Annotated in this window: 24 protein-coding genes and 1 pseudogene; 10 read left to right on the top strand and 15 right to left on the bottom strand. The window is 56.9% G+C overall.

Features of this window, described 5'->3' with window-relative positions; all coding sequences use genetic code 11:
* Positions 1–127 (top strand): hypothetical protein (locus tag AC1D2P_RS09830; RefSeq protein WP_477811412.1); only part of this gene is annotated, 127 nt, incomplete at its 5' end.
* Positions 128–138: 11 nt separating this feature from the next.
* Positions 139–1779: a dihydrolipoyllysine-residue acetyltransferase gene (gene aceF, locus AC1D2P_RS09825; protein ID WP_477811411.1), complete on the top strand. Its 1641-nt coding sequence runs from the start codon at positions 139–141 to the stop codon at positions 1777–1779.
* Between the two features lie 314 nt (positions 1780–2093).
* On the opposite strand, the gene AC1D2P_RS09820 is transcribed toward aceF, so the two are convergent.
* Entirely contained in the window at positions 2094–2831 is a 738-nt protein-coding gene (locus AC1D2P_RS09820) for a GntR family transcriptional regulator (protein WP_258668196.1), read from the bottom strand.
* A gap of 185 nt (positions 2832–3016) precedes the next feature.
* On the opposite strand from AC1D2P_RS09820, the gene AC1D2P_RS09815 reads away from it, so the two are divergent.
* The 5 genes from AC1D2P_RS09815 (at position 3017) to AC1D2P_RS09795 (ending at position 9487) form a co-directional block, all read left to right on the top strand.
* On the top strand, positions 3017–3850 hold the full coding sequence (locus tag AC1D2P_RS09815; RefSeq protein WP_258668195.1) for a fumarylacetoacetate hydrolase family protein: 834 nt from the start codon (positions 3017–3019) through the stop codon (positions 3848–3850).
* An 86-nt stretch (positions 3851–3936) separates the two neighbouring features.
* Positions 3937–4875 (top strand): VOC family protein, encoded by a 939-nt coding sequence (locus AC1D2P_RS09810; protein WP_258668194.1) that lies wholly within the window; start codon positions 3937–3939, stop codon positions 4873–4875.
* Between the two features lie 40 nt (positions 4876–4915).
* Positions 4916–6682 carry an FAD-dependent monooxygenase gene (locus AC1D2P_RS09805; protein WP_258668193.1) on the top strand — a complete coding sequence of 589 codons (1767 nt, stop codon included), beginning with the start codon at positions 4916–4918 and terminating at the stop codon, positions 6680–6682.
* Between the two features lie 134 nt (positions 6683–6816).
* On the top strand, positions 6817–8175 hold the full coding sequence (locus AC1D2P_RS09800) for an outer membrane beta-barrel protein (RefSeq protein WP_477757560.1): 1359 nt from the start codon (positions 6817–6819) through the stop codon (positions 8173–8175).
* A 67-nt stretch (positions 8176–8242) separates the two neighbouring features.
* Positions 8243–9487, top strand: coding sequence for an MFS transporter (locus tag AC1D2P_RS09795; RefSeq protein WP_258668191.1), 1245 nt, complete (start codon positions 8243–8245; stop codon positions 9485–9487).
* A gap of 302 nt (positions 9488–9789) precedes the next feature.
* Here AC1D2P_RS09795 and AC1D2P_RS09790 read toward each other — a convergent pair whose 3' ends face one another.
* The 13 genes from AC1D2P_RS09790 to AC1D2P_RS09730 form a co-directional block, all read right to left on the bottom strand.
* Positions 9790–10083 carry a hypothetical protein gene (locus tag AC1D2P_RS09790; protein ID WP_258668190.1) on the bottom strand — a complete coding sequence of 98 codons (294 nt, stop codon included), beginning with the start codon at positions 10081–10083 and terminating at the stop codon, positions 9790–9792.
* A 71-nt stretch (positions 10084–10154) separates the two neighbouring features.
* On the bottom strand, positions 10155–11081 hold the full coding sequence (locus AC1D2P_RS09785) for a SphA family protein (protein ID WP_258668189.1): 927 nt from the start codon (positions 11079–11081) through the stop codon (positions 10155–10157).
* Between the two features lie 23 nt (positions 11082–11104).
* The gene (locus AC1D2P_RS09780; RefSeq protein WP_408980999.1) at positions 11105–12466 is read right to left on the bottom strand and encodes an OprD family outer membrane porin; all 1362 of its coding nucleotides are present in this window, start codon (positions 12464–12466) and stop codon (positions 11105–11107) included.
* Positions 12467–12525: 59 nt separating this feature from the next.
* Positions 12526–13500, bottom strand: coding sequence for an HlyD family secretion protein (locus tag AC1D2P_RS09775; RefSeq protein WP_477811410.1), 975 nt, complete (start codon positions 13498–13500; stop codon positions 12526–12528).
* Entirely contained in the window at positions 13497–13700 is a 204-nt protein-coding gene (locus tag AC1D2P_RS09770; protein WP_258668187.1) for a DUF1656 domain-containing protein, read from the bottom strand. Before AC1D2P_RS09770 ends, AC1D2P_RS09775 begins: the two co-directional genes overlap by 4 nt.
* On the bottom strand, positions 13690–15837 hold the full coding sequence (locus AC1D2P_RS09765) for an FUSC family protein (protein ID WP_258668186.1): 2148 nt from the start codon (positions 15835–15837) through the stop codon (positions 13690–13692). The genes AC1D2P_RS09770 and AC1D2P_RS09765 overlap by 11 nt, the downstream gene beginning before the upstream one ends.
* A gap of 31 nt (positions 15838–15868) precedes the next feature.
* A complete protein-coding gene (locus tag AC1D2P_RS09760) occupies positions 15869–16807 on the bottom strand; it encodes a pirin family protein (protein ID WP_258668184.1) in 939 nt (312 codons plus the stop codon).
* Between the two features lie 2 nt (positions 16808–16809).
* Entirely contained in the window at positions 16810–17250 is a 441-nt protein-coding gene (locus tag AC1D2P_RS09755) for an NADPH-dependent FMN reductase (protein WP_309475412.1), read from the bottom strand.
* 148 nt (positions 17251–17398) lie between these two features.
* Positions 17399–17806 carry an OsmC family protein gene (locus AC1D2P_RS09750; protein WP_258668183.1) on the bottom strand — a complete coding sequence of 136 codons (408 nt, stop codon included), beginning with the start codon at positions 17804–17806 and terminating at the stop codon, positions 17399–17401.
* Between the two features lie 81 nt (positions 17807–17887).
* Complete coding sequence (locus AC1D2P_RS09745) at positions 17888–18538, bottom strand: isochorismatase family protein (RefSeq protein ID WP_258668181.1); 651 nt, start codon at positions 18536–18538, stop codon at positions 17888–17890.
* Positions 18539–18609: 71 nt separating this feature from the next.
* Positions 18610–19236 (bottom strand): isochorismate family cysteine hydrolase YcaC, encoded by a 627-nt coding sequence (ycaC, locus tag AC1D2P_RS09740; RefSeq protein ID WP_477811409.1) that lies wholly within the window; start codon positions 19234–19236, stop codon positions 18610–18612.
* 75 nt (positions 19237–19311) lie between these two features.
* Complete coding sequence (locus AC1D2P_RS09735; protein ID WP_258668179.1) at positions 19312–19992, bottom strand: hydrolase; 681 nt, start codon at positions 19990–19992, stop codon at positions 19312–19314.
* A gap of 75 nt (positions 19993–20067) precedes the next feature.
* Positions 20068–20934 (bottom strand): pirin family protein, encoded by an 867-nt coding sequence (locus AC1D2P_RS09730; RefSeq protein WP_258668178.1) that lies wholly within the window; start codon positions 20932–20934, stop codon positions 20068–20070.
* 112 nt (positions 20935–21046) lie between these two features.
* Here AC1D2P_RS09730 and AC1D2P_RS09725 point away from each other — a divergent pair, with 112 nt between their 5' ends.
* The 3 genes and pseudogenes from AC1D2P_RS09725 to AC1D2P_RS09715 form a co-directional block, all read left to right on the top strand.
* Positions 21047–21958, top strand: a complete 912-nt coding sequence (locus tag AC1D2P_RS09725; protein WP_258668177.1) for a LysR substrate-binding domain-containing protein — start codon at positions 21047–21049, stop codon at positions 21956–21958.
* 241 nt (positions 21959–22199) lie between these two features.
* On the top strand, positions 22200–22649 hold the full coding sequence (locus tag AC1D2P_RS09720) for a glycosyl hydrolase (RefSeq protein ID WP_258668176.1): 450 nt from the start codon (positions 22200–22202) through the stop codon (positions 22647–22649).
* 19 nt (positions 22650–22668) lie between these two features.
* Positions 22669–22980, top strand: a pseudogene (locus AC1D2P_RS09715) (glycosyl hydrolase); the annotation flags it as partial.
* 530 nt (positions 22981–23510) lie between these two features.
* On the opposite strand, the gene AC1D2P_RS09710 reads toward AC1D2P_RS09715, so the two are convergent.
* Positions 23511–24563: a methyl-accepting chemotaxis protein gene (locus tag AC1D2P_RS09710; RefSeq protein ID WP_408980998.1), complete on the bottom strand. Its 1053-nt coding sequence runs from the start codon at positions 24561–24563 to the stop codon at positions 23511–23513.
* Positions 24564–24626: the final 63 nt, after the last annotated feature.

Raw genomic sequence — 24626 nt, 5'->3', positions numbered from 1 at the left:
TCATTTCGTGGTGTTGGCAGCCCTGGAAGCACTGGCTGACCGTGGTGACATCGAACCTAAGGTCGTGGCTGAAGCCATTGCCAAGTTCGGTATCAACCCGGAAAAACTCAACCCACTGGACTGCTGAGGAGAGATTCTGTGAGCGAACTCATTCGCGTACCTGACATCGGCAGCGGTGAAGGTGAAGTAATTGAACTGTTTGTGAAGGTCGGCGACCGTATCGAAGCCGAGCAGAGCATCCTGACGCTGGAATCGGACAAGGCGAGCATGGAAGTGCCTGCGCCGAAGGCCGGTATCGTCAAGAGCCTGAAAGTGAAGCTGGGCGATCGCCTGAAAGAAGGCGACGAGCTGCTGGAGCTGGAAGTCGAAGGTGCCGCTGCTGCTCCTGCGGCTGCAGCTGCGCCTGCTGCTGCAAAAGCAGAAGAGAAACCGACCGCTGCACCCGCGCCGGCCGCTCCTGCTGCTGCGCCTGCTGCCGCTTCGGTTCAGCAAGTGCACGTGCCGGACATCGGTTCGTCGGGCAAGGCCCAGATCATCGAGATCCAGGTCAAGGTGGGCGACACCGTCGAGGCTGATCAGTCGCTGATCACCCTGGAATCCGACAAGGCCAGCATGGAAATCCCATCGCCTACCGCTGGCGTGGTCAAGAGCATCAGCGTCAAGCTCAACGACGAAGTCGGCACTGGCGACCTGATTCTGGATCTGGAAGTGGCGGGTGCTGCGGCCCCTGCTGCTGCCGCTCCTGCGCAAGCTGCTGCGCTGGCCAAGACTGAAGTTGCTACCGCAGATGTCGCTCCTGCCCCAGCAGTGGCTACAAACGCTGAAGCTGTGCAGGCCCCTGCACCAGCGCCAAGCGGTGCCAAGGTTCACGCGGGCCCGGCTGTGCGTCAACTGGCTCGCGAGTTCGGCGTTGAGCTGAATGCTGTCGGCGCCAGTGGCCCGCACGGTCGCATCCTGAAAGAAGACGTGCAGGTTTACGTCAAAGCCATGATGCAGAAGGCCAAGGAAGCACCGGCCGCTGCKGCTGGCGCAACCGGCGGCGCGGGCATCCCGCCRATTCCGGTCGTGGACTTCAGCCGCTTCGGTGAAACCGAAGAAGTGCCGATGACTCRCCTGATGCAAATCGGCGCGTCGAGCCTGCAYCGCAGCTGGYTGAACATYCCGCACGTGACTCAGTTCGAYTCGGCKGATATCACCGAACTCGAAGCATTCAGTAACGCTCAGAAAGCCGTTGCAGAGAAGGCTGGCGTCAAACTGACCATCCTGCCACTGCTGCTCAAATCCTGCGCGCACCTGCTCAAGGAACTGCCGGACTTCAACAGTTCGCTGGCACCAAGCGGCAAGGCGATCATTCGCAAGAAATACGTGAACATCGGCTTCGCCGTCGACACCCCGGATGGCCTGCTGGTACCGGTCATCAAGAGTGTCGACCAGAAGAGCTTGCTGCAACTGGCCGCCGAAGCCGCTTCCCTGGCTGAAAAAGCCCGGACCAAGAAGCTCTCGTCGGACGAGATGCAAGGCGCCTGCTTCACCATTTCCAGCCTCGGCCACATTGGCGGCACCGGCTTCACGCCGATCGTCAACGCGCCGGAAGTGGCGATCCTCGGTGTTTCCAAGGCATCCATCCAGCCAGTCTGGAACGGTAAAGCCTTCCAGCCGAAACTGATGCTGCCGCTGTCGCTGTCTTATGACCACCGCGTGATCAACGGCGCCGTTGCGGCCCGTTTCACCAAGCGTCTGAGCGACCTGTTGGGCGACATCCGTACGCTACTTTTATAGGGAATCTCAGACTCAATCAGAAATGAGAGGAGGTAACGAAGCGTAAGCTGCATTACCTCCGAGCGGGTTTCGACGCCGCTTTTAAAAAATGAAGGCTGGCAAACAACGTTTGCTTCCCTTACCCACATCAAAACTTGCTCGTATGAGTATTTTTGCCGATGCCCATCAATCCAATCATCACTGATCTTCTTTTGCTTGGTAACCGCCACCGGCCCCTACAAAGCAATGCGTCTTGGAACGCCGAAGAAGAATCCTGGCATGCAACGTGAGTCCGACCAGTATTTCGATCAGGACGATAATACTCTGATTGCCGATCAGATCTTAGGAGTTCTGACTGTATGACTAGCGCTACGCTGAAGCCATTCGTGAGTCAGAACCCGCTTTGTGGTTTCTTCATAGTGCGCAGAGAGAATCTCACAGGCAGCCTTGATGTTCTTGCTCAGAGCCGCGTCAAGCAGGCGCTTGTGCTCGCCCCTTACGTCGCGTGAATCACTGTCGGCGTAATGCATGGCGAGCAGACGATAACGCGCCGTCTGGTCGCGCAGCGTTGCGGCAAAACGCAACAGCCAAGATGAGCCGCAGCTGGACAATAGTGCTTTGTGAAAGGCGTCGTGGGCGATTTCCCACTCGGGCTTGAGAAGGCGCTCTGGGCCCTCGATAACCGGCAAACGATCAAGGCGATGGTGCGCCGCGAGCACCCTGCTCTCCCACTCCACATCGCCCTGACTGATCGACAATGCGAGCGCCCTGCACTCGATATGCAGACGCGTGTCCGTGATGTCACGGATCTCCTGCGCGGAAATGCGACCCACGCTGAAACCCTTCTGATCCTCCGCGTCAACAAACCCCGTTGCCGCCAATCGCGATAGCGCCTCGCGCAACGGAATCACGCCGGCTTCGTAGAAGTCCGCGAGTTCCTTGAGTCGCAACCGGCTACCGGGTACCAGCCGGCCATTGATGATGTCCTGACGAACACGCACCTCCAGCTGCGACGCCATGGTGCGCTTCTCAAGGGGCTCGCTTCTATCGGGCCATTGTTCGGGTTGATTCATGGGAAAACATCATCCTGCGACGGGTCATGGCCAAATCATACACAGGGGGCAGGATTAATAGAAAATATCTTGAATATATATTTTTTGTTGACGTTATATTTTTATGACGTTAGCTTTTTGTCCTACAAACCGCCGTGCTCTGGTGGTCGCTCCAACCCAAACAACCACAACAAGAGGTTCACCCCATGCGATACGTTTACTTCAACCATCAGGGCCGCGCCGTACTGGGCGTACGCACCGCCGATGGCGTCAAAGTGCTGGGCGAAGAGACGCTGGAGTCCCTGCTCGAACGTGGCGTGAATCTGGCCACCTACGGTGCGAACGCACAGGGTCCCGTGGTTGAAATTGGCGAACAAGACTATCTGCCGCTGATGCGCAAACCGGGGAAGATCATTTGCGTCGGCCTCAACTATGCCGATCACACCAAAGAATCGCCCTACGCCCAGCCGGACTACCCGACACTCTTCCCGCGCTTCAACAGCAGCCTGACGGCCCACAACAAGCCGCTGATCCGTCCAAAAATATCCGACACCCTCGACTACGAAGGTGAAATGGCCGTGGTGCTGAAGAGCGGCGGTCGCCACATTTCGAAAGACCAAGCCCTGGATCACGTTGCCGGCTACGCGCTGTTTAATGAAGGTTCGGTACGCGATTACCAGTTCAAATCGCCGCAATGGACCGTCGGCAAGAATTTCGACGATACCGGCGCGTTCGGACCGGATCTGGTCACTGCCGATGAATTGCCCGCCGGTGGCAAGGGCCTGTTGCTGGAGACCCGGGTCAACGGCAAAGTCGTTCAATCCGCCAACACCAATGACATGCTCTTTGATGTAGCGACGGTCATCGCCACCCTTAGCGAAGCGGTCACCCTGGAAGCCGGCGACGTGATTGTCAGCGGTACCCCGGCCGGTGTCGGTTTCGGCATGAACCCCAAGGTCTACCTCAAGCCCGGCGACGTGGTTGAGGTGTCGATCGAAGGTATCGGCAAACTGGTCAACCCGGTCGTTGACGAAGCGTAGCGATCAGAACTGGCCATGCTGATGCAGCATGGCTCGACAACAAGAAAGCGGCCCGATGCAGGCCGCGACAGTTGGAGGAATACGTAATGACCTTGTTCGACAAGGCATTGGACGGTTCGCCCCGCCCGCTAGGGGTCCACTCGCTGGACCACTACGCCCTGGATGTGCCCTGCCTGGATACTGCCCGGGATTTCTACACCTGCTTTGGCCTGGATGTCCGCGAAGAGAACGGAGTGTTGGTGCTGCGTACCTTCGGTGATCCGCACCCGTGGGCCTACCTTCACAAAGGCCCCGGCAAAAAGCTTCGACATATCGCTTTTGGTGCTTATGCCGAGGATCTGCCCGCATTGCGAGCGCAAGTCGAGGCCGAGGGCTGCGAAGTGTCGCCGCTCGCTGATGAAGGTTTTCACTTCGCTGCCCCGGATGGCACCCAGGTCCAGGTCCGGATTGCCGACAAGGTCACGCCCGATTGCAAACCCGAAGTCAGTTTCGACAGTGCCTGCGGTGGTGAACGAGGATCACCCTATCGTCGACACGCATCGTCGGTCCGGCCGCGACGCTTGTCACACATCATGCTGTTCACCCCGGACCTTGCGCGCATCATCGCGTTTTACGAACGAGCGCTGGGCATTCGCCTGTCGGATCGCTCGGAACACGTTGTCGCCTTCATGCACACCGTGCACGGCGCAGACCATCACACCGTTGCTTTCGTGCAGTCGCAAGCCCCGGGCTTCCACCATTGCAGTTGGGACGTTGCGTCAATCAACGAAGTCGGCCTCGGCGCCATGCGCATGGCTGATCAAGGCTGGAAGCAAGGGTGGGGTTTGGGCAGGCATGTGCTGGGTTCCAACTACTTCTATTACGTGCGCGACCCGTGGGGCAGTTACTGCGAGTACTCCTGCGATATCGACTTCGTCCCGGCAGGTGTCACGTGGGAAGCCGGCAACCATCCACCAGAGGATTCATTGTACCTCTGGGGGCCGGATGTACCCGACGAATTCATCGTCAACTACGAAGCGCTATGAATCGGTCCGTTACACAAGAACAAGATTGCGGAGCAAAGAAATGAATCAACAACATTCCACCGAAATTCTGGAAGTCCCTGTATTGATCATTGGCGGAGGGCCGGCTGGCCTCGCGGCCTCGTTACTGCTGTCGCGCTACGGCATCAAGAGCTTGTTGATCAACAAGTACCGCTGGACGGCTAACAGCCCAAGGGCACACATCACCAATCAGCGCACCGTCGAAGTGTTCCGCGACGCGGGAGTAGAGCCCCAGGTTGTTGCCGCCGCTTCGCCACACGAATTGATGGCCAATAACGTGTGGGCCACCAGTTTTGCCGGGCAGGAACTGGGCCGTCTGCTGACCTGGGGCAATGCTATCGAGCGCAAGTCCGACTATGAGACGGCCAGCCCTTCCGCGATGTGCAACATCCCTCAACACCTACTTGAACCCATTATTGCCAACGAAGCGCTACGAGCCGGTAGCGAGATGCGCTTCAACAGCGAACTGCTCGACTTCACCCAGGATGCCGACGGTGTCACCGCACGCATCCTCGATCGTACCGTCGGCCATGAGTACCAGGTTCGCGCTCAGTACATGATCGGTGCTGACGGCGCACGTAGCCGAGTGATGGAACTGCTCGGAATCCCGCTAGAGGGCGAGACTGGCCTGGGTTGCGCCGTAAACGTCTGGTTGCGTGCAGACCTGCGCCGCTACTGCGAGAGCCGCCCCGGCGTTCTTTACTGGATGGTCCAGCCGGGTAACGACTATTGGGTGGGCAGCGGCACTTTCATCTGTGTAAAACCCTGGACTGAATGGGTAATGCTCTACATGTACGACCCTGCTCAGGGCGAGCCGGACCTGAGCGAAGCCGCCGTGATCGAACGCGCGCGCCGGGTCATCGGCGATGCCGACATTCCGGTCGAAGTGCTCTCCACCAGCAAGTGGCAGATCAACCATGTGGTTGCCGACCGCTACGCCCAGGGTCGGGTGTTCTGTGCGGGCGACGCCGTCCACCGTCATCCCCCAGCCAATGGTTTGGGCACCAATACCTCGGTGCAAGACGTCTACAACCTGGCGTGGAAACTCGCCATGGTGCTCAAGGGCCAGGCCGGCCCAGGCTTGCTGGACAGCTACAACTCGGAACGCCAGCCCGTCGGCCGCCAGGTCGTGGACCGGGCGATGGCCAGCGTGCGCAACATGCTGCCGATTGCCAATGCCCTGGGCTTCAAACCAGGACAGAGCGAAGAAGAAGGCTGGGCCAGCCTGGGCGAGTTGTATGCCGAAACCGAACTCGGTCGTGAGCGTCGTGCTGAGCTGAATCAGGCCATCGCCCTGCAAAACTACCAGTTCAACTGCCATGGTGTGGAACTGGGCCAGCGTTATCGCAGCTCGGCGGTCATCGACGATGGCAGCGAACAACCGGCCTATACCCGTGATCGCGAGCTGTATTACCACCCCACCACCTGGCCCGGTGCGCGACTGCCCCATGCCTGGCTTAACGATACGCAAGGGCGTCAGGTGTCGACACTGGATATCTGCGGCAAGGGTCACCTGACCCTGCTCACTGGCCATGGCGGTACGGTTTGGTGCCAGGCCGCCGAGGCGGCAGCCCGTGAATTGGGCATTGATCTGCAAGTACGGCGCATCGGTATTGGCCTGGACTATGCCGACAGCTACGGCGACTGGGCTCGCCTACGCGAGATCGAAGAGGACGGCTGCCTGTTGGTACGCCCGGACAACCACGTCGGTTGGCGCGCACAGAACGGCAAGCACGCTAACGGGGCGGTTCTGCTCGACGTGCTCAAGAGCCTTCTCGATCGCCGCTAATTCGTTACACCACCTGAACGCATGAGCTTTCTCGCGGGCCGGCAACGGCCCGCCACGGGCATCGCTCGCCCGTGAAAAAACACGCATGAAGGTTTCGGTTCACCGGCAATAACAACAATAAAAAGAGGCAGGTTATGTTGACCATCGGCAAAAAAATGCTCGGTGCGGGTTTGCTCGCCCTCGCATCCCTGCATGTGCAGGCACAAGAACAGGAAAAGGGTGAAGGCTCGCTGGTACGCAGTCTTTTCGGCCCAAGCCTGGAGCAGGATTATGGAATCAAGGTCTCTGGGCTGCTCGACATCGGTTATGTACGTAACAACCGCTCTACCCGCGATGAACGCGACGATGGCCTGAGCAACCTGCCGTTGACCGGCTATTCCGATGAAGGCCTGGAACTGGCGTCAGTCCACGTGTTTGTCGACAAACCATTGGTTGCCAATGTCATCCCCCGCGTCACACCACTGCCGGGTCCAAGCCCGGAGCAGTTTTCCTTCGGTTTCAGCATGGAAACCCTTTACGGGCGCAATGGACAGTTCGCCCGTACCTTCGGTTGGGATATGCACTGGGATGCCAATTCGCCCGGCGACGATGATCCCGACTCGGCCAAACGCCACAAGCAGAAATTCGTCGCCACGCCCAACCTGTTCGCCTCTATGTACATGCCTTACGGCCCCGGCGTCAGTGTGATAGCTGGGATCTTCGGTCCGGCCATCGGCTACGAAATTCCGCCGAACATCCGTGAGGCACGCAACCCGTTCGCCAGCAAGACCTACGCCTTTGTCACGGAGCCCAGCACCGTATCCGGCATTCTTGCCAGCACGCGTCTGTTCAATGGCGAAAGCAGTCTGCTCGGGGCCGAACTGGGAGTGGTGCAAGGCTGGAACAATTTGCGCGACAACAACCACGGCAAATCGGTGATGGGTGCCCTGCGTTGGCGTACAGCAGACATGCGCACCTGGGTCGACTATGAGTTCATGGTGGGCGACGAGGAAAACCAAAACATCGACGACGTGCAAGCACCCACTGCACGGCTGATTTCGCCCCACGGTCAACTTCGCCAACAGCATTCGCTGAACGGTTGGCACGCCTTTGATTCGCAATGGTCGATGGGTGCCGAGTTGGTTTACGGCCGGCAGTCCGGCGACGGCAAGGTCGACACCGTGGACATCGTCACCGGACCGGGTTTCGACGGGGCTTCCTGGTGGGGCGTCAACAGCGTTCTGACCTACCAGCCGCGCCCCGATCTGGCGTTCTCGCTACGGGGCGAACACTTCCGTGACCATGACGGTTTCGTGCTGTTCCCGACCAGCACTGCGCGAGGCGATTTCAACGCCATGACCGTCGGTTTTCGCTGGGACGTTAGCAAAAACGTCAGCCTGCGTCCCGAGTTGCGCTACGACTGGTTCGAACCCCTTGAGCACGATCGCATCTACGGCAACGGCCGCGACCGCACGCAAATGACCGGGCTGGTCGAGGCCCTGGTTTATTTCTGACCTATCCATTGTGCGTCGACTTCATCGGCGCCCTGTCCACCCATGCCCGCAAGGGCGGAGAAATGCCATGAATAACAAGAAATGGGATTCGGCTTACGAATGGAAAGCCGTCGCGCTACTCGCGCTGGGCTTCGGCCTGGTCGGCCTGGATCGCTTCATCATTCTGCCGCTGTTCCCAGTGATGATGCGTGACCTCAACCTCAACTATCAGGACCTGGGCAACATCTCTGCCGTGCTGGCCCTCGCCTGGGGAATTTCTTCGATCTTCATGGGGCGATTGTCCGACCGGATCGGTCGGCGCAAGGTGATCATTCCTTCTGTGATCATGTTTTCGTTACTGGCCGGATTGTCTGGCCTGGCGACGAGTGTCGGTGCACTGCTGCTGATCCGCGCGGTCATGGGCGTCGCCGAGGGGGCCTTCACCCCGACTTCTATTGCCGCCACCGCCGAGGCGTCCCATCCTCGTCGACTGGGGATGAACATCGGTATCCAGCAAGCCTTCTTTCCCCTACTGGGGCTCGGTCTGGCGCCAATTGTCGCGACCCAATTGCTGCTGGTCGTGCCGTCCTGGCGCTGGGTGTTCGTGTTGGTGTCAGTCCCGGGATTTCTGATCGCCTGGGCGCTGTACCGTGTATTGCGCGAACCCCGCGCGACTGCACCGGCGGTGCGACACGTAGAAGTGCCCAGCACTCGCTGGACGACGGTGCTGCGCCAAGGCAATGTGTTACTCAACATCGCTTGCATGTTCTGCATGCTGACGTGCTTGTTCGTCAGCTCGGTCATGCTGCCGAACTACCTGACTGACTACCTGCACATGGGTATGCAGCAGATGGGGTTCGTCATGTCGGCCATCGGCTTCGGTGGATTCTTCGGCATGGTAGTAATGCCCACCCTCTCCGACCGACTGGGGCGCAAACCGGTGGCACTGCTTTCTTGCCTCGCCACCGGCTTGGCACTTTGGCTGATGATCCAAACGGGAGCCGAGCCAGTAAAACTGTTCCTGCTGCTGTTCGCGACCACCTTCTTCAACTTCAGCATGATCTGCCTGACAGTCGGCCCACTCACCAGCGAGTCAGTGCCGCCGGCCCTGGTCTCCACGGCCACGGGCCTGGTCGTAGGCATTGGTGAGGTGTTCGGTGGCGGTGTTGCACCAGCACTGGCTGGTTACATTGCACAGCATCACGGTATCGAAAACACGCTCTACCTGGCATTGAGCGGCGCGGTGCTGGGCTTGCTCGTAGCATTGTTCCTGTGCGAAACGGCGCCTCGCCACGTCTTGTTGAAAACCAAGGACAACGTAGAAGCGGCATAGTCGGGATGCATCATTCTCTGGTCATAGCGAAAGCATATCTCACTCCTTACAAGGAGAAGACAGGACGCCGGTATGGAATATACGCACTTGACACAAAGTAGATTCCGAGTCAGGCACAGGAAGTGTGTATGCCATCGCCCTGCGCCACAAACGACGAGCGATGTTTAACTCTTTTTTTGTATCAATGGTTTATAGGCAGCCGCCAAAAGCGGCTGCCTCATTTAAGCCGACGTAAGATAAAAGGCAGGTTGAAGTCGATTAAACATGCTTCTCATTTATGAAGGATCACGAGCCTCTTCCTATCATTTCCGACAAGTTAGGGCAGCCCCCTTTATCTCGGCTCCACTGGCGGTTTCCTTGCCGTCCGCCACAGCCATGCTGTCAGCCCCCAGAACCGCAGCCTCATTAAAGGCCATACGTAATGTTTCGTCCGGGTCTGAACCCTGAACGGTGAACATCTTGATTAGGCTGCATTGATCCGATGATGATGCCGTGACCAAATTAACGTTAAAACCTTTTTCAGTTAGCTGAGTAGAGCACGCAGAGATTGTGACCATTGCGATAAGTGTTAGTGTCACTGAGAACGGATTATACATAGCTTACTCTTTCCCTTTTGAGGGTATTCAAACTCGAGTTGAGAAAATCGATACCGCCGAATAAGGGAGCATTAAAATGCGTGGAGATAACGTAGCGTCAGCTGTGTTCCCTGCGAGCGGTTTTCAGCACCGTTTTCAAAGTAGAGGTTGGCGAAAATCGTTTGTGCTCTTTGCCGATACATCACACCCGGCCCAATGCCCACGACTTGTTCCCGAGAATTTGTTTGCCGATGACCATCGATCCGGTCATCACTGATCTGCTTAAGCTGGTAGCCAGCCACCCCTATCCGCCAGGTGTCAGACACCGCATAAGACACCGCCAGATTGCTGTGGATCGCCTCACCCGGCTGGATATTGTCTGCCTTTAATACAGACGCCGGATCGTTGTTGCGACTGGACCATGCATAATGGAACCGGCCACTCACTTCCAGGCGATCAGTCAGTTCCCAGGTGAACACGTAATGTGGGTTGAACACCCAGACATTGCTGCCAGTGTTGATATCCGAATCAGCGCTGTAGGACCCCGTCGGCAACGAAAAAACAAAATTCAACCGTTGCCAGTAAGGCCTGCCGAGTACCGAGCGCGGCGCCCACTGCAACAGCAGCGGACTGATGACCATGTCGCCCTGCCGAGTTCGACTACCGTCGGGCCCCTGGTCGATATCCAGGTCCAGATGCACTATCGGCAACAGCACCTCTGCCCCATAGCTGGCCCCCAGAAAAGTGTTGGAACTGAAGTAGGCAAAATGCGGAAGCACGGTAGTGCTACGAACTTTTTGCGTTCCCGGCAGAGAATGGCCTTGAGCATCACGCGCCGAGTTGCTGCGATAGATTTGCGCGGGCAATTCGAAGAGCATTCCCGGACCCGCCACACCATCCATGAAGCTCGCGTTGCCCAATGCCAAAGGCGGTAAGCTGACGCGATCGGCCTTGCTCGGTGAGCAGATGAACACCGAGCTAATGCCGATGGCCCGGATTAACCTTGCCTGTTGGCGCATGTCATACCTTCCTACGTTGCGGGCTAAAAAATACTGAACGGATAATCGACAATCACCCGGTACTCATCGGCATTCGAATTGCCTCGGGTATTGCCCGGGGCCGTGTAGCCGTCGCCCGAGCGGTGAGCCGCCCAACGCAGGGTCAGGTTTAACCCCTTGGCCTTGCCGTCGGGCACCGCGTAACGCAGGGCCACATCCCGTTCCCAATGGTGTGCATCTTTTCCGGAAGCGTTGTAGATGTAGCCATACCCTTGACTGGCGGGATCCACGCGAGTCAGGTCGGCTTCGCCGCGGGTATAGGAAGCGCTGAACTGGACATTCGGTGCATCCACAAATTTCAGGCTGGTCTGATACTGCAGCTTCCAGGACTTTTCTCCCGGCCCGTTGAAGTCGGCGTACTGCTGAGAGTTGCTCAGGTAAAGGAACGTCCGGTCATCCTGGACCATATAGTCAAACGGTGTATTACCGTCGATTTTTTGCAGACCCAGGGTCAGGCTCTGGCCAGCGCCAGAGAGCGTCAGACCACCACTGTAGGTGTCATTGTCGATCCGTCCGAACTGACTATGACCCTGATCGCGGGTTTTGAAATAGTGCAGATACGGCGTCAACGTCAATGTTTGGGTCAACTTCAGTGGCCAGCTAACGCCTGCGTAGTACTGATTCCAGATGTCGCTCAATTGTCCGCCATAGACCGTCAGGGTGATAGCGCCCGGTACGCTGTAAACACCGCCCGCCCAAGTCATATTCGGGCTTTCACGGTCGGCGGGCACCCCCGCTTTGTTGCTGGAGCCGTAGCTGGTCGTCAGATGACTCTGGCCACTTTGATTGCGCAGCCGTGTGGAGTCGACCCAGCCGGCATCGAGGGTCAGGTCTGGAACGCTGTAGTTTTTTAACGCCACACCGCGAAAGGTCTGGGGAAACACCCGGCTAACCCCACTGGCAATCACCGGGTTCTCCAAGTATTGATCGCCGGCCTGGACCAGGCTGTCAAAGCCCCTGAATTTCAATGCGGCTCCCGCCGCGGAGAATTCCGACTCCGGCTCTTTTTTTGAATTCAGCGGGAGTAGCCCGGCACCGCCGCTGCCTCCTCCGCCGTCAAGCTTCAGTCCATAAAACCCGTGTACATCGACACCGACGCCGATGGGTGTGTCGGTGTAGCCGGAGCGAAAGGACAGATAGGCACCCTGTACCCACTCCCGCTGGTCGAGCCTGGCCGGAGTGTCGTGGTTATCACGGCTGAAATAGTAGTTGCGTAACAATCCGTTGAGCGACGAGCCACTGACAAATCCGGCCGGCACCCCCATTTCAGCCTTTTGTCGATCATTGATTCCACTACTGAGGTTATCCCGTTGGCCCAGCGAGTTGTCCGCATAGGTATTCCCCATCGCCAGCGATACTCCAAGCGAAACAGAGATTCCCAGCAGTCGTTTCAACGTCTCGGCCATCATCGTGACTCCCGCTCATTGTTGATATTTTCGAGCACGGTAACCGTGGCAGTGGTGCCTGCGCGCAAGCGCCCCTTGCCCGCATATTGGGGATCGATCTGAATCCGCACGGGAACCCGCTGCGCCAGTTTGACCCAGGTGTAGCTGGGGTTGATGTTGGCCAGCAATCGACTGCCAGGGGAGTTCTCCCGATCAGTGATGGCGAAGGCAATGCTCTGCACGACACCACCGAACGTCTCGCCACTCATCAACTGAATCCGCACCGGGCGGCCCTCCTCGATCCTCGGCAGCTTGGTTTCTTCGAAGTAGCCACTGAGATAAAATGATTCACTGTCGACCAGCGCCAACAGCGCACTGCCACCACTGGCGAAATCGCCCTCGCGGGTCAGCAGATTCGTCACATAGCCACTGACCGGTGCCACCACCCGGGTCCGTTGCAGGTCAAGCTCGGCCTGGGACAAAGCGGCAATGGCCAGCTGCACATTGGCTTGCGCCAAACCAAGGTTGGCCTGGTTTCTCAATAGTTCAGCTTGAGCCACCGCCACTTCGGTACTGGACTTTTCCCACTCTTCGCCGGAGATCGCGAAACCCTGTTTGAGGGTCCGTCGCCTGYGTTCTTCGCTCTGGCGTTGTTTGAGTAAAGCCTCACTGGAAATGATTGATGCCTGCGACTGGCCCTGAGTGGCTTTCGCCACTTCGACTGAACGCTTCGCGTGTTCGACCGCCAGTGCGTAGCGCGCCGGGTCGATTTCCAGTAGCAACTGGCCCTTCTGCACATGCTGATTGTCCTGCACCTGCAAGCTGACGATACGTCCCGAGACGTCGGCGGACAGCGTCACCACATCGGCACGCACCCGCGCATCACGAGTCCAGGGCGATCGAGTGTAATGCTCCCAAGCAAACCAACCGAGCAGAACCGCCAACCCTACAACGGCCAAAGTCACCAGTTGTGCAACGGTTTTCTTCAGACTCATGAGACACCCATCAGCAAAATCACCACCGCACACACGCAGGCATAGAGTGCCCCCTCAAATAACGCTTCATGCCAGACGAACTTCAGCAAACCGATCCTCCGTGCGCACCAATCCAGCAGCAGAAAAATCGGTAACGCCAATAACAGGGCCTGAGCAATAGGCGGCAAGTAGACGCCGCCCAGCTCGAAATCAATGGGCAAGGATCGGTACTCCTGCGTCCGAGGGTTGAAGAAATTCGCGATAACGTTCAATGAACGAGGCCACGATCAACAGCGCGACGCGAATGCGGAACACCGACCACAAGTGTTCGTGACCTGACGCCAGCTCGCCGGAATGCAACTGATCCAGTTCTTCTCCGAGGCGGCGTAACTCATCCGTCAGTTCGTCGAAATCAATGCCTGGTCTATCCGCGACGTAGCGACCGGTTTGGCGCAGGATCGACTGCAAACGGTCTTTGACCTGCGGACTCAACAGCGCATTGTCCTGACTTTGCTGTTTCAGCTGATTGAGGGCTACGCCCAGCGCCATGCACGCCAGGCTGACTTCATACAACTGATTGCTGCGAGGGTCATTGGCCGCTGGCAATAACCCCAGCATCATTGTCAGGCGATCGACCATGCGACTTTCAAAGGCAAACTGCTGTTCGTCGACGGCCGACGTCTTGAGCAGCAGATAAACCTGCTCACGGGTCTCCCGGAACAGCCGGTAGATGCGCTGCACCGGATTGAAGGGAAACACCCAGGAATACACCAGCAACGACAGCACCCCGGCACAGACATAAGCCCCGGTGAATTCGAACCACTGGGTCGCGGTATTTTGCCAAGTCCCAATGTTCTGTGGGCCGACCATCAGGAAGGTCGACAGTCCAAGGCCCATGCCGATTCCCGCGGTCGTCGGACTGGCCAGCCCGACCGCGATCACGTAAAGCAGCGGCACCAGGATCAACGCCAGCATTTCGAAGTCGCCAATCGCAGGCACCAACATGAACTGGTAAATCGCTGAAACAACCAGTGCTAAGCCCAAACCTCGGACATAGTTTTGGCTGGCGAGTAGCGGACGCGGAAAGGTCGCCATCAACGAGCACAAAATGCCCACCAGAATCATCCCGGCACGGGCGCCGTCCCAGCCGGTTTCGATCCAGATCAACCCGGACACCAGCAATGCGATAAACGCACGAGTCCCGTTCATCGCGGCCAGGCGAAGGTCCAAATGCAACGGGTTACTACGAGCCTGCTGATAGACACAGTTGGCCTCACGGCCGCTCTGAATAGCGTCACTCAGTTCAAGAATTTCCTCTAGCTGTTGCAGCAGGCGCGCTTGCTCCCAGCGTAACGCCCACGCTAGTGAACGTAGGGTGGCCGGCATGTTTTCGCTCAGCTGTTCGGCCTGTTCCGCCAGGTGATCAAAACGTTGCTGGAGTATCTTGAATTGATGCCGGGCGTCACTGGACAGCGAGCGGCCCTGCCTGGCCAATTCGTCGAGAAACAGCAGTTCATCTTCACGCAAACGCTGAATATGCTCAGGAAATTCACCCTCCCAGCGTTCACCGATCAATGTGCGTTGATGCCGTAACACGGTCAGGCGTGAGGTCAACAACACCAACTGATTGCCCAGCAGTTGCACCAGACTGTTGGCACTGCGCAAACGCGGTGCATCGAAGTACAGATGCCGACGCAAGCCCTCCAGCGCACTGATCTCCCCCAGCAGTTGCAACTGGCGCTTATGAAAATCTGCTTCGCTTTCCTCGGTACGGATCACCGCCGCCGCGTGTTGCGCCATCAGCTTCAGCACCTGATCAACCTTGGCAAAGTAACCCCGAGCCACCGCCTCCGGCCGCGCCGTCAACAGGCTGACCACGCACACACAGGCGACAGCCAGCAGCGTCTCGGTGATCCGGGTAATGGCTAGCATTAAGGTGTTGTCCTGTTCGGGGACCGCCAGCAAGGCAACTACCACCGCCGTGAAGCCACTGAGTACAAAAGCGTGGGAGCTGGTGTAGCGCAGCAGGGTGCCCCCGGCGGTACACAACGCCAACCACAGCGCCAATGTGACAATGAACGGCAGTGGTGCCTGGGGAAAAACCGCCATGATCAGCACCGCCACCACAGCGCCCACCGTGGTGCCAATGACCTGCGAGAAGCTGCGTTGCAGGGCCATGCCCCCTAGGGGCTGGCTGACGATGATCACCGCCATGACCGACCACTTAGGCTGATCAAGGTCAAAGATGAACGCCAGGTACAAGGTCAGCAGGCCGGCGGCGACAGTGCGCAAGGCAAACAGCAGCCCCGCAAGACCGGGGTTAAAAACAACCTTGAAATAATTAATCAGGGGTTGCATTGGGAAGCTCTGTCGTCGAGCATCTCAGGCATTACCATGGTAACCGCGGGGCGACCAAACGTTCTCCGTCAAACCCCTCTACGTCACCGAAGCGCTCAAGGTCCCGGCTGTTCCAGGCCTCAAGGGCCTTGCCGATTTCCTCCTTGCTGTGGCCGACGAAGTTCCACCACAGCTGTATTTCCTCGGCAAACGGTTCGCCCCCCAGCAGCAAGGCACGCGAGACCTGAGTGGATGACAACTCAATCTCACTGAGGCCACGCCCCAGGTAAGCCAGCTCATTGCGGGCAAAGGTCTGGCCGTTGATGGTGTAAGCGCCCTCCAGCGGCAAGATGCCGTACTCGAATCGCGGATCCACAGACAATCGAATCGAGGCTGCCCCCTGACTCGCCAGGTCCATTCCCACCAGTGGCGAAAAAATGCGGCTGGGGGCGGTGCGGCCGGCGAAACTCCCGGCCAGCAGGGTGATCGTTACCCCCCCGTCATCCCAGACTGGCAAGTCTGGATAATGATCGAACGCCGGAGCGCAGTTCTCGTCAGCTTCCGGTAAGGCAATCCATAGCTGCGCGGCGTGCAGATGGTGCTCGTCAGGCAGCGACTCTTCTGTATGGGTGATACCCCGTCCGGCCGTCATCAAGTTGACCTGACCCGGGCGAATGACCTGGACGTTGCCCAGGCTGTCGCGGTGCAGCACTTTACCCTTGATCATCCAGGTGAAAGTCTGCAAGCCAATATGCGGATGGGGGCCGACGCGCAGACCGGCTTTTTTTTCAAACACCGCTGGACCGGCATGGTCGAGAAAACACCAGGCGCCAATCATCCGTCGCTGCGCTGAGGGCAGTAATCGGTTGACCGTGATCCCACCACCGACTTCGGCGGAGCGCGCCGTGACTCTCTGAATCGCTCTAATGCCCTCTTCCACCGGACAGCCCGATGACGTGGACAACTGACATTGGGGCTCTTGATTGCTCATTGTTACCTCTCTTGCGGCCAAGCTTTGTGCTTGATGACCCAGACATAAAAAGCCTCAAGCAGACCGCGCAATTGTTCGCGTGTGCGCTCATCCATCAACTGCCCCTGAGCATCGAAAAGCGCCGGGGCACCCGCGATCATGACCTCTGGCCGATTCATCATGTGTACATCGAGAAACACCATGCTTTGGCGTAAGTGATACTGCGCACGGGCAGTTCCGAAGCGTCCGGCACTGGCCCCGAACACCGCGGCCGGCTTGCCGGCAAAGGGTTGTTCGGGTGGACGGGAGGCCCAGTCGATGGCATTTTTCAGCACACTAGGAACCGAGTAGTTGTATTCCGGTGTGGTCCACAGCAAGGCATCGGCCGCTCGGATCTGCTGGCGAAAACGCTCGACCGCCGGGGGAAAACCGAGAGCGAAAACATCTTCGTTGTACTGCGGGATCTCGGCGATGTCCCCATCTCGATGTGCATGCCGGCAGGCGCAAGACCTATCGCCTCGCGCAAAGCGGCCGTGTTGTAGGAGCCGCGGCGCAGACTGCCGGAGACCCCCAGGACCTTGATTTCGGGAAGATTCGCCATGACCGCGCTCCTCACTCGGCCAGTTGGCTGCTGATGAGGATTTCGCCGCTCAAGACCTTGTGGATGGGGCAGGCGTTGGCAACCTCCAGCAACCGCAAGCGCTGCTCGTGGCTCAGCGCACCCGTCAAGTGGATGTCTCGACCGATGTGAGTCTGCGCATCATGGGTGATGCGCTCCCGCAGAATGCTCAGCTTAACGTCAACCTCCTCAAGCGGAATTCCCTTGCGCTGTGCGTACATGGCAACGGTGATCGACGTACAGGCACCAAGGGCCGACAACAGCAATTGATGCGGCGAGGGTCCAGTGTCTCCGCCGCCGAGTGTTTGCGGCACATCGCTGGCCCATGCATGCAAGCCATCCGATAACTTCACCTGGAAGGCAGTGCCCTCGAAGGAAGCGCGGATCGTTGATTCGCTCATTGAAAACTCCTATTCGTGTTGCTGGCGGCTGTGACCGATGAACCTATTGACAGGCAAAGCCCATCGCCAAAGCCATCCGGATTACCGCGTACCTTCCTTGAGACCCAGCAGTTGCCATTCCCAACGTAAACCTTGACCAAAAGCACCACCCAACTCAGCAAAGAGCTTGGCCACATCACCGGCAGTTTCTTCGCGGGACCAGTCACGTTGCAGCTCACTGACATAGACGGCTGTGGTCAGTGGCCGGGCGCCGGCTTGCACCATCCGTTGTACGCCTCGCTCATGGCCTTCTGCACTCCCCCCTCCAGCGGCATCAGTAACGATATAAACCTCGTAACCTTCGGCAAGGGTGCTCAACACGGCAAGACTTAGACAGACTTCCGTCCACAAACCTGCAATTACCAGTTTTTTCTTGCCGGTCTTCGAGACCCATTCGCGCACCCGCGGATCGTCCCAAGAGTTGAGGCCGGTGCGATCGATTGGCTTCTGCTCAGGAAACACCGCTTGCAGTTCCTGGAAAATTTCCTGGCGTTCAGCAAAGGCAGTAGTCAACAACGTCGGGACATTGAATATCTTTGCGCCTTTGGCCAGCATCGTGGTGTTACTGACCACCGTTTCTGCGGGATGAGAGCGCACGGCCAACAGTTGCAAGTACTGGTGGTCAATCAGCAAAAGGGCATGGTTATCCGCAGTTAGTAAGGTGTCGTCTCGCTGGATATTTGAGTTAGTCATAACGGTTCTCCGTGATCGCGTGTCGGTGTGCTCAGAGGCTGTTGGTACTGCGACAGCCCCTGAGCCTTGGCTTACTTATCCGTGGTCAGTTTGGTGTAGCTGGTGATCAGGTTGYGATAGTCGGGAATGTGGTTGGAGAACAGCGTGCCCAGCCCTTCGATGTCGTTGCGCCAGTCGCGGTGCAGCTCGCAGGCCAGACCGAACCAGGTCATCAATTGTGCACCGGCAGACGACATGCGGTTCCATGCAGAATCACGGGTCAGGGCATTGAAGGTGCCCGAGGCGTCGGTCACCACAAACACCTCAAAACCCGCCTCGATCGCCGACAGCGCCGGGAACGCCACGCAGACTTCGGTCACCACCCCGGCAATGATCAGTTGCTTCTTGCCGGTAGCCTTGATGGCTTTGACAAAGTCCTCGTTGTCCCAAGCGTTGATTTGACCTGGCCGCGCAATATAAGGGGCGTCCGGGAACAAGGCTTTCAACTCCGGCACCAGCGGGCCGTTGGGGCCGGTTTCAAAGCTGGTGGTGAGAATGGTCGGCAGTTTGAAGTACTTGGCCAGATCGGCCAGCGCCAGCACGTTGTTCTTGAACTTGTCCGGGTCGATGTCGCGTACCAGCGACAACAGGCCGGTCTGATGGTCGACCAACAACACGGCCGCTTGATCTTTATCGAGACGTTTATAGGCAGTGGACATTTTCATTCTCCAGGTGAACAACGGAAGCCCCGATGGCTTCCACTGATGAGGGACACTCCCCCGTGTTGGGCTCGGTTACTTGCGCTGGGAGTCCAGCACTTCATGGTTACTCACTACAGCTTGAGCCTTCATGTAACTTTCGATCAGCAACTGATAGGCCGGGAAAATCTTGGTGTAAACCTCAGCCCATTGTTGTGCATCGTCGCGGTTCCAGGATTTTTGTAACTCAGACGCAACAGCACCGGTATCCATCGGGACTACACCCGCCTGCACCACTCGGGCGAGCGTAATTTCCTGCGCCATCTTGGTGTAGGTGCCGGAGGCATCGACCACCGCAAAGACCTGATAACCGTCATAGACGGCGCTGATGGACGGGAAGGCCATGCAGACGCTGGTGATGGTGCCGGCGATGATGAGCTGTTTCTTGCCCGTGGCCTTCACTGCGGCGACGAATTCCGGGTTGTCCCAAGCATTGATTTCACCCTTGCGCGCCACGTATTGGGCGTGTGGGGCGTTTTCATGAATTTCGGGGATCAACGGGCCGTTTGGGCCTTGTGGCACTGAGGCGGTGGTGATGACCGGAATCTTGGCCAACGACGCCATCTTGGCCAACGCCGCGGCGCGCAGGCGTAGTTCGGGCATCGGCATATCGCCCACTGTCTGGAACAGACCACTCTGGTGGTCGATCAGCAGCATGGCGACATTGGATGGGTCGATGACCGGTCTCTGGTTGTTGAAATTAGCCGGGGTACTCATGACGTTCTCCTGTGAGAAAAGACGGCGTAGCCGCCGACGGGTTTCGTAATGTCAACCAATGGCACTACGAAATGGTTAGGGGGTAATCTGTCCAAAGTGGCCGCTGTTGAAGTCTGTGATGGCCTGGACTATTTCTGCTTGGGTATTCATGACAAACGGACCATGGCTAACGATGGGTTCATCGATGGGCTCTCCACAGAGCAGGACCAGTTTTGAGTCGCTACTGGCCTCCAGCAACAGCTTGACTCCATCAGGGTCAAGCAGCGCCACCTGTGCCTCCTGCAAAACTGCACTGCCATTCACCTCAACCCCCCCACTGAGCAGGACGATTGCACAGGTGAAGCCAGCTCTTAATTGCAGGGAAATGCTCTTGCCTGCGTTCAGACGTATGTCCCATACATCCATGGGGGTGAAGGTCAGCGCGGGGCCTTTACGCCCGGCGTACTCACCGGCAATCACGCGCACTAAACCGGCATCGTGAGGTAGGCTGACTTGCACTATGTCGCGGTTCAAAATCGTCTGATATCGAGGCGCAGACATCTTGTCTTTTGCGGGTAGATTCACCCACAACTGCACCATCTCCAATGTTCCACCAGCGTGACTGAATTCTGGTGAGTGGTACTCCTCATGAAGGATGCCCGACGCTGCTGACATCCACTGCACATCGCCTGGTCCTATCTTGCCGCCAGCGCCAGTGGAATCCCGATGCTCGAGTTCACCTTTATAGACAATGGTGACCGTCTCAAAACCTCGGTGCGGATGTTGACCGACTCCACGCCGGTGCGGTGAAGGCGGGAAATCCGCAGGTCCTGCGTAGTCGAACAACAGGAACGGGCTGATATGACGGCCCAGCGTGTCATATGTGAAAAGCGAGCGGACCGGAAACCCATCCCCTACCCAATGCCGATTGGGGCTGCTGTAAATGCCCAGAATTTTCTTCATGTTGCATCGCCTACCAAAGACCCGAGCGAATCACCTTAGTCGTGGAGGTTGGATGCCGGTAGTGGCTGGATTAGACTTCACAGTCTCAAATATGGAACGATAGGGGCCACGAGTGATTGATCTCAATGAACTCTTTTTGTACGCAAAAGTGGTTGAACATGCCGGCTTCGCTCCCGCAGGCCGCGCCCTCAACATGCCAAAATCCACCTTGAGTCGACGGGTCAGTCAACTAGAGATGCGGCTGGGTGTGCGCCTTATTCAGCGCTCTACAAGGCAATTCCAAGTGACCGATATCGGTCAGGCTTATTACCGCCATTGCGTGGCCATGATGGCGGAAGCTGAGTCGGCGGAAGATGTCATTGAACAGAGCCGGTCGGAACCCCGAGGCGTTATTCGCCTGTGCTGCACCACTCCACTACTGAACTTCTGGGTGGCCCCATTACTAGGCGAGTTCATGGAGCAATGCCCATCAGTGGAACTCTATGTGAAGAGTTTCAACCGTCGTGTTGACGTTATCAGCGAGGGATATGACATTTCCTTGAGCTTATGTTTTCCTCCATTGGAAAGTAGCGAATTGGTGATGAAAGTCCTGGCCAGAAGTCCACAGGTACTGGTTGCCAACCCTATTTTTGTGCAACGCTACCCGCTGTTGATGGTACCGGCGGATTTGGTGGATCTTCCGAGTATTCATTGGGGAGCGCCTCAACCGCACTACAACTGGCACCTGAATGATCCCAACGGGGCCACCGCCCAAATCAGCCATGTTCCGCGCTTGGTCAGCGACGATATGGCGGTACTCAAAAGTGCAGTGAGTCGGGGGGTGGGCATCGCTAGCATGCCGCTAGCCGTGGTCAGGGAAGAAATCTCCGACGGTCGTTTGTTAACGCTTATCCCACAATGGAGGCCAGATGAAGGTGTAATCACCGCAGTCTTTCCCTCTCGACGAGGTCTACTGCCTTCCGTGCGCGCCCTAATCGACTTTCTTGCAAATTCATTTGAAAGGCAGGAGAGGCAGGGATCTTAGCGCCTCGCCAGTCGTTTGGGGTTACGGTCACCTAGTCGGTCGCTTGCTGTTTTTCGCCATTCACACCTGATAAAAACTGCACACAAAGAACGTCAGTCCCACGTTTAGCTTGTGCACTGCCTGTGCGGTTTTCGGTTGCGTCCTTGCCGAAGTGCCGCAACAGCTCATACGACGTCCTTGTGCCAATCGACAACTTCCGGAATGCGAAGAGCTAACTACTTCCCAACGTCGGTCAAACCAGATGGGACGGGTATATCTGGAGCACTATCTGAATCTGTATCGCAATTCGATGGGCGATCAAAGTAACGCTCTTCGCGGGTTATTGGCCGATAGTATCGAATCGGGACCGCAGAATTGGCCCCCCGCCCTGCTCGAGAAATTCAATCATCTGCGCGGCTACGATGCGACACCATGGCTACCGACTTTTGCCGGTTTTGTGATTGAAAGCTCTGAAGCCAGTGATCGATTTCTCTGGGATTGGCGACGCACCATCACGCAATTGGTGTCCAGCGAGTATTTCCAGACGCTCGCAGATGTGGCGCATGAACGAGGTTTGAAGCTTTACAGCGAAGCACTCGAAGATAACCGCCCACAGTTAGGTGAAGACATAAGCATGCGAGGTCGCGCCGATGTCCCGATGGGTGCGATGTGGGTACTGCCCCAGACGGTGAGGGTCGTCCGACCTACTTAGCAGATGTAATGGGGCTGCATCGGCAGCACACTTATATGGGCGCAAACAAGTCGGCGCCGAGAGGTTTGGAGCATTCCTGCAGCCTTGGGCGTTCAGTCCACGGGATCTCAAACGCACAGCGGACCTGGCTATGCCGCTAGGGGTAAACTTGTTCAATATCCACACATCGCCCCATCAACCTTTGGAGGTAAAGCCAGGAATAGGACTAGCCCCGTTCCTAGGTCAATACTTCAGCCGACATGAAACATGGGCAGAAAATGCAAGACCTTGGATCGACTACCTCGCCCGCAGTTCCTATTGCTGCCATTCGCGACGGACAGCCAGTAGCTGACGTTCAGGAGTCGGTATTTCGTTTCTCTGCACTATCCCGATAGAATTCCAGAAGATCCTCACGAGCCGATAGGGACAAGGCTTCGTTCGCTTGGCAACGAAGAGTCGATGCACGCAATCCAAACTGGATGACGATAACGTCTCGTTCCTGTCCGCTCCGATTAGGGTTGCTACCGTGCAGAATCGTGGAATGCAGTGCCAGAGCAGCGCCGGCTGCCACATCAGGACATATTTTTCGATATCAGTGTTGATTGTAGGTGAGAGCCCGGTACAACCGCTGTGCCTCCATAGCGGTCATTGGGGAGAGATGCAACGAGATGTGACTCCAACCTCCCATACCGTGGATCAGTAACTAATATTAATAAGCTAGATTCCACTCATCAGACCTTGATCTGGAAGCTCAGCTGGGCCGAATTGCCCATTCACAAGAATCCGATTCTTAGCTTTAGTGTGATAGTTAATTGATAAAGTAACGTCACCAATTTTTTTGGTGACGCTACTTCGTCAGAAAAAGGTCAATTCCTATTGTGCCTAAATCACAAATCGCGAAATCATAGTGTTAAGATTAACTGCCAGGCGTGTTAACTCATGGCTTGCCGCGTTAGCTTGGTTGGCTCCAGCTGCCGATTGGATAGATAGATCCCGAATTGTTACCAAGTTTCGATCTATTTCTCTGGACACTTGAGCTTGTTGTTCAGAAGCACTTGCGATTACCAAGTTGCGCTCATTTATTTGGTAAATTGAATCGGCTATTTGCTTCAGTGCCTCGCCCGCATCACGCGCTAAAATCAATGTCGACTGGGTTCGATTAGCATTTAGAAACATAGACTGCACTGCCTCATTGGTGCCGTTTTGAATACCGACAACCATATTTTCAATTTCTTCTGTCGATTGTGCTGTACGATGCGCCAATGCTCGGACTTCATCGGCAACTACTGCGAAACCTCTTCCCGCCTCACCTGCACGAGCTGCTTCGATAGCAGCGTTTAGCGCAAGTAAATTGGTTTGCTCAGCAATCGAGCGGATAACGTCCAGTACTCTTCCGATATCACGACCTTGAGACGCAAGCCCTTCAACCAAAGCAGACGTCGACTGCACATCTCGTGTCATGGCTTGAATGGCCTCCACTGTCTCAACAACTTTATTACGTCCGTGAAGTGCAATTTGATTGGATTTTTCTGAGGCCTCTGAGGTAGAAGTAGCATTTCGAGCGACCTCTTCGACTGCAGCAGTCATCTCATTGACCGCAGTGGCAGCCTGCTCTATCTCATTATTTTGCTGATGCACGCCCTCGGTGGCGTCGTCCGCGAGGGTGGTCAATTGCTCGGCAGCCGAGGCCAGTTGTATGGCAGAGCCAGAAATCTCCTCAATAGTCGCTTTCAGTTTTTTTTGCATGATTGCTAACGAAGCTAAAAGCTTTGCAGGTTCGTCTTTGCCGACAACCTGTATGGGTATTGTCAGGTTTCCGTCGGCAATGTCGTCGGCGGCTCGGACGGCAAGGGCAAGAGGTTTGACGATGCTGCGGGTAAGCAGCAATGCCAACAAAATGGTCAACAGAGCGGCCACAATGGATGTGCCAACGATCGCAAAATATGCCCTTTCATACTGCTCGCCAGCGACTTTCGAAGAGTCTTTAGCTGCGTTTTG

It is taken from the genome of Pseudomonas sp. P1_F1_2, assembly GCF_056405815.1.
The sequence above is the reverse complement of the archived record's forward strand: the minus strand, read 5'-3'. Positions and strand labels throughout refer to the sequence as shown.

Coding starts and splice junctions, on each gene's coding strand:
- AC1D2P_RS09820 (WP_258668196.1), bottom strand. CDS start 2,831: ATGAATCAACCCGAACAATGGCCCGATAGAAGCGAGCCCCTTGAGAAG.
- AC1D2P_RS09815 (WP_258668195.1), top strand. CDS start 3,017: ATGCGATACGTTTACTTCAACCATCAGGGCCGCGCCGTACTGGGCGTA.
- AC1D2P_RS09810 (WP_258668194.1), top strand. CDS start 3,937: ATGACCTTGTTCGACAAGGCATTGGACGGTTCGCCCCGCCCGCTAGGG.
- AC1D2P_RS09805 (WP_258668193.1), top strand. CDS start 4,916: ATGAATCAACAACATTCCACCGAAATTCTGGAAGTCCCTGTATTGATC.
- AC1D2P_RS09800 (WP_477757560.1), top strand. CDS start 6,817: ATGTTGACCATCGGCAAAAAAATGCTCGGTGCGGGTTTGCTCGCCCTC.
- AC1D2P_RS09795 (WP_258668191.1), top strand. CDS start 8,243: ATGAATAACAAGAAATGGGATTCGGCTTACGAATGGAAAGCCGTCGCG.
- AC1D2P_RS09790 (WP_258668190.1), bottom strand. CDS start 10,083: ATGTATAATCCGTTCTCAGTGACACTAACACTTATCGCAATGGTCACA.
- AC1D2P_RS09785 (WP_258668189.1), bottom strand. CDS start 11,081: ATGCGCCAACAGGCAAGGTTAATCCGGGCCATCGGCATTAGCTCGGTG.
- AC1D2P_RS09780 (WP_408980999.1), bottom strand. CDS start 12,466: ATGGGGAATACCTATGCGGACAACTCGCTGGGCCAACGGGATAACCTC.
- AC1D2P_RS09765 (WP_258668186.1), bottom strand. CDS start 15,837: ATGCAACCCCTGATTAATTATTTCAAGGTTGTTTTTAACCCCGGTCTT.
- AC1D2P_RS09760 (WP_258668184.1), bottom strand. CDS start 16,807: ATGAGCAATCAAGAGCCCCAATGTCAGTTGTCCACGTCATCGGGCTGT.
- AC1D2P_RS09750 (WP_258668183.1), bottom strand. CDS start 17,806: ATGAGCGAATCAACGATCCGCGCTTCCTTCGAGGGCACTGCCTTCCAG.
- AC1D2P_RS09745 (WP_258668181.1), bottom strand. CDS start 18,538: ATGACTAACTCAAATATCCAGCGAGACGACACCTTACTAACTGCGGAT.
- AC1D2P_RS09735 (WP_258668179.1), bottom strand. CDS start 19,992: ATGAGTACCCCGGCTAATTTCAACAACCAGAGACCGGTCATCGACCCA.
- AC1D2P_RS09730 (WP_258668178.1), bottom strand. CDS start 20,934: ATGAAGAAAATTCTGGGCATTTACAGCAGCCCCAATCGGCATTGGGTA.
- AC1D2P_RS09720 (WP_258668176.1), top strand. CDS start 22,200: ATGGGACGGGTATATCTGGAGCACTATCTGAATCTGTATCGCAATTCG.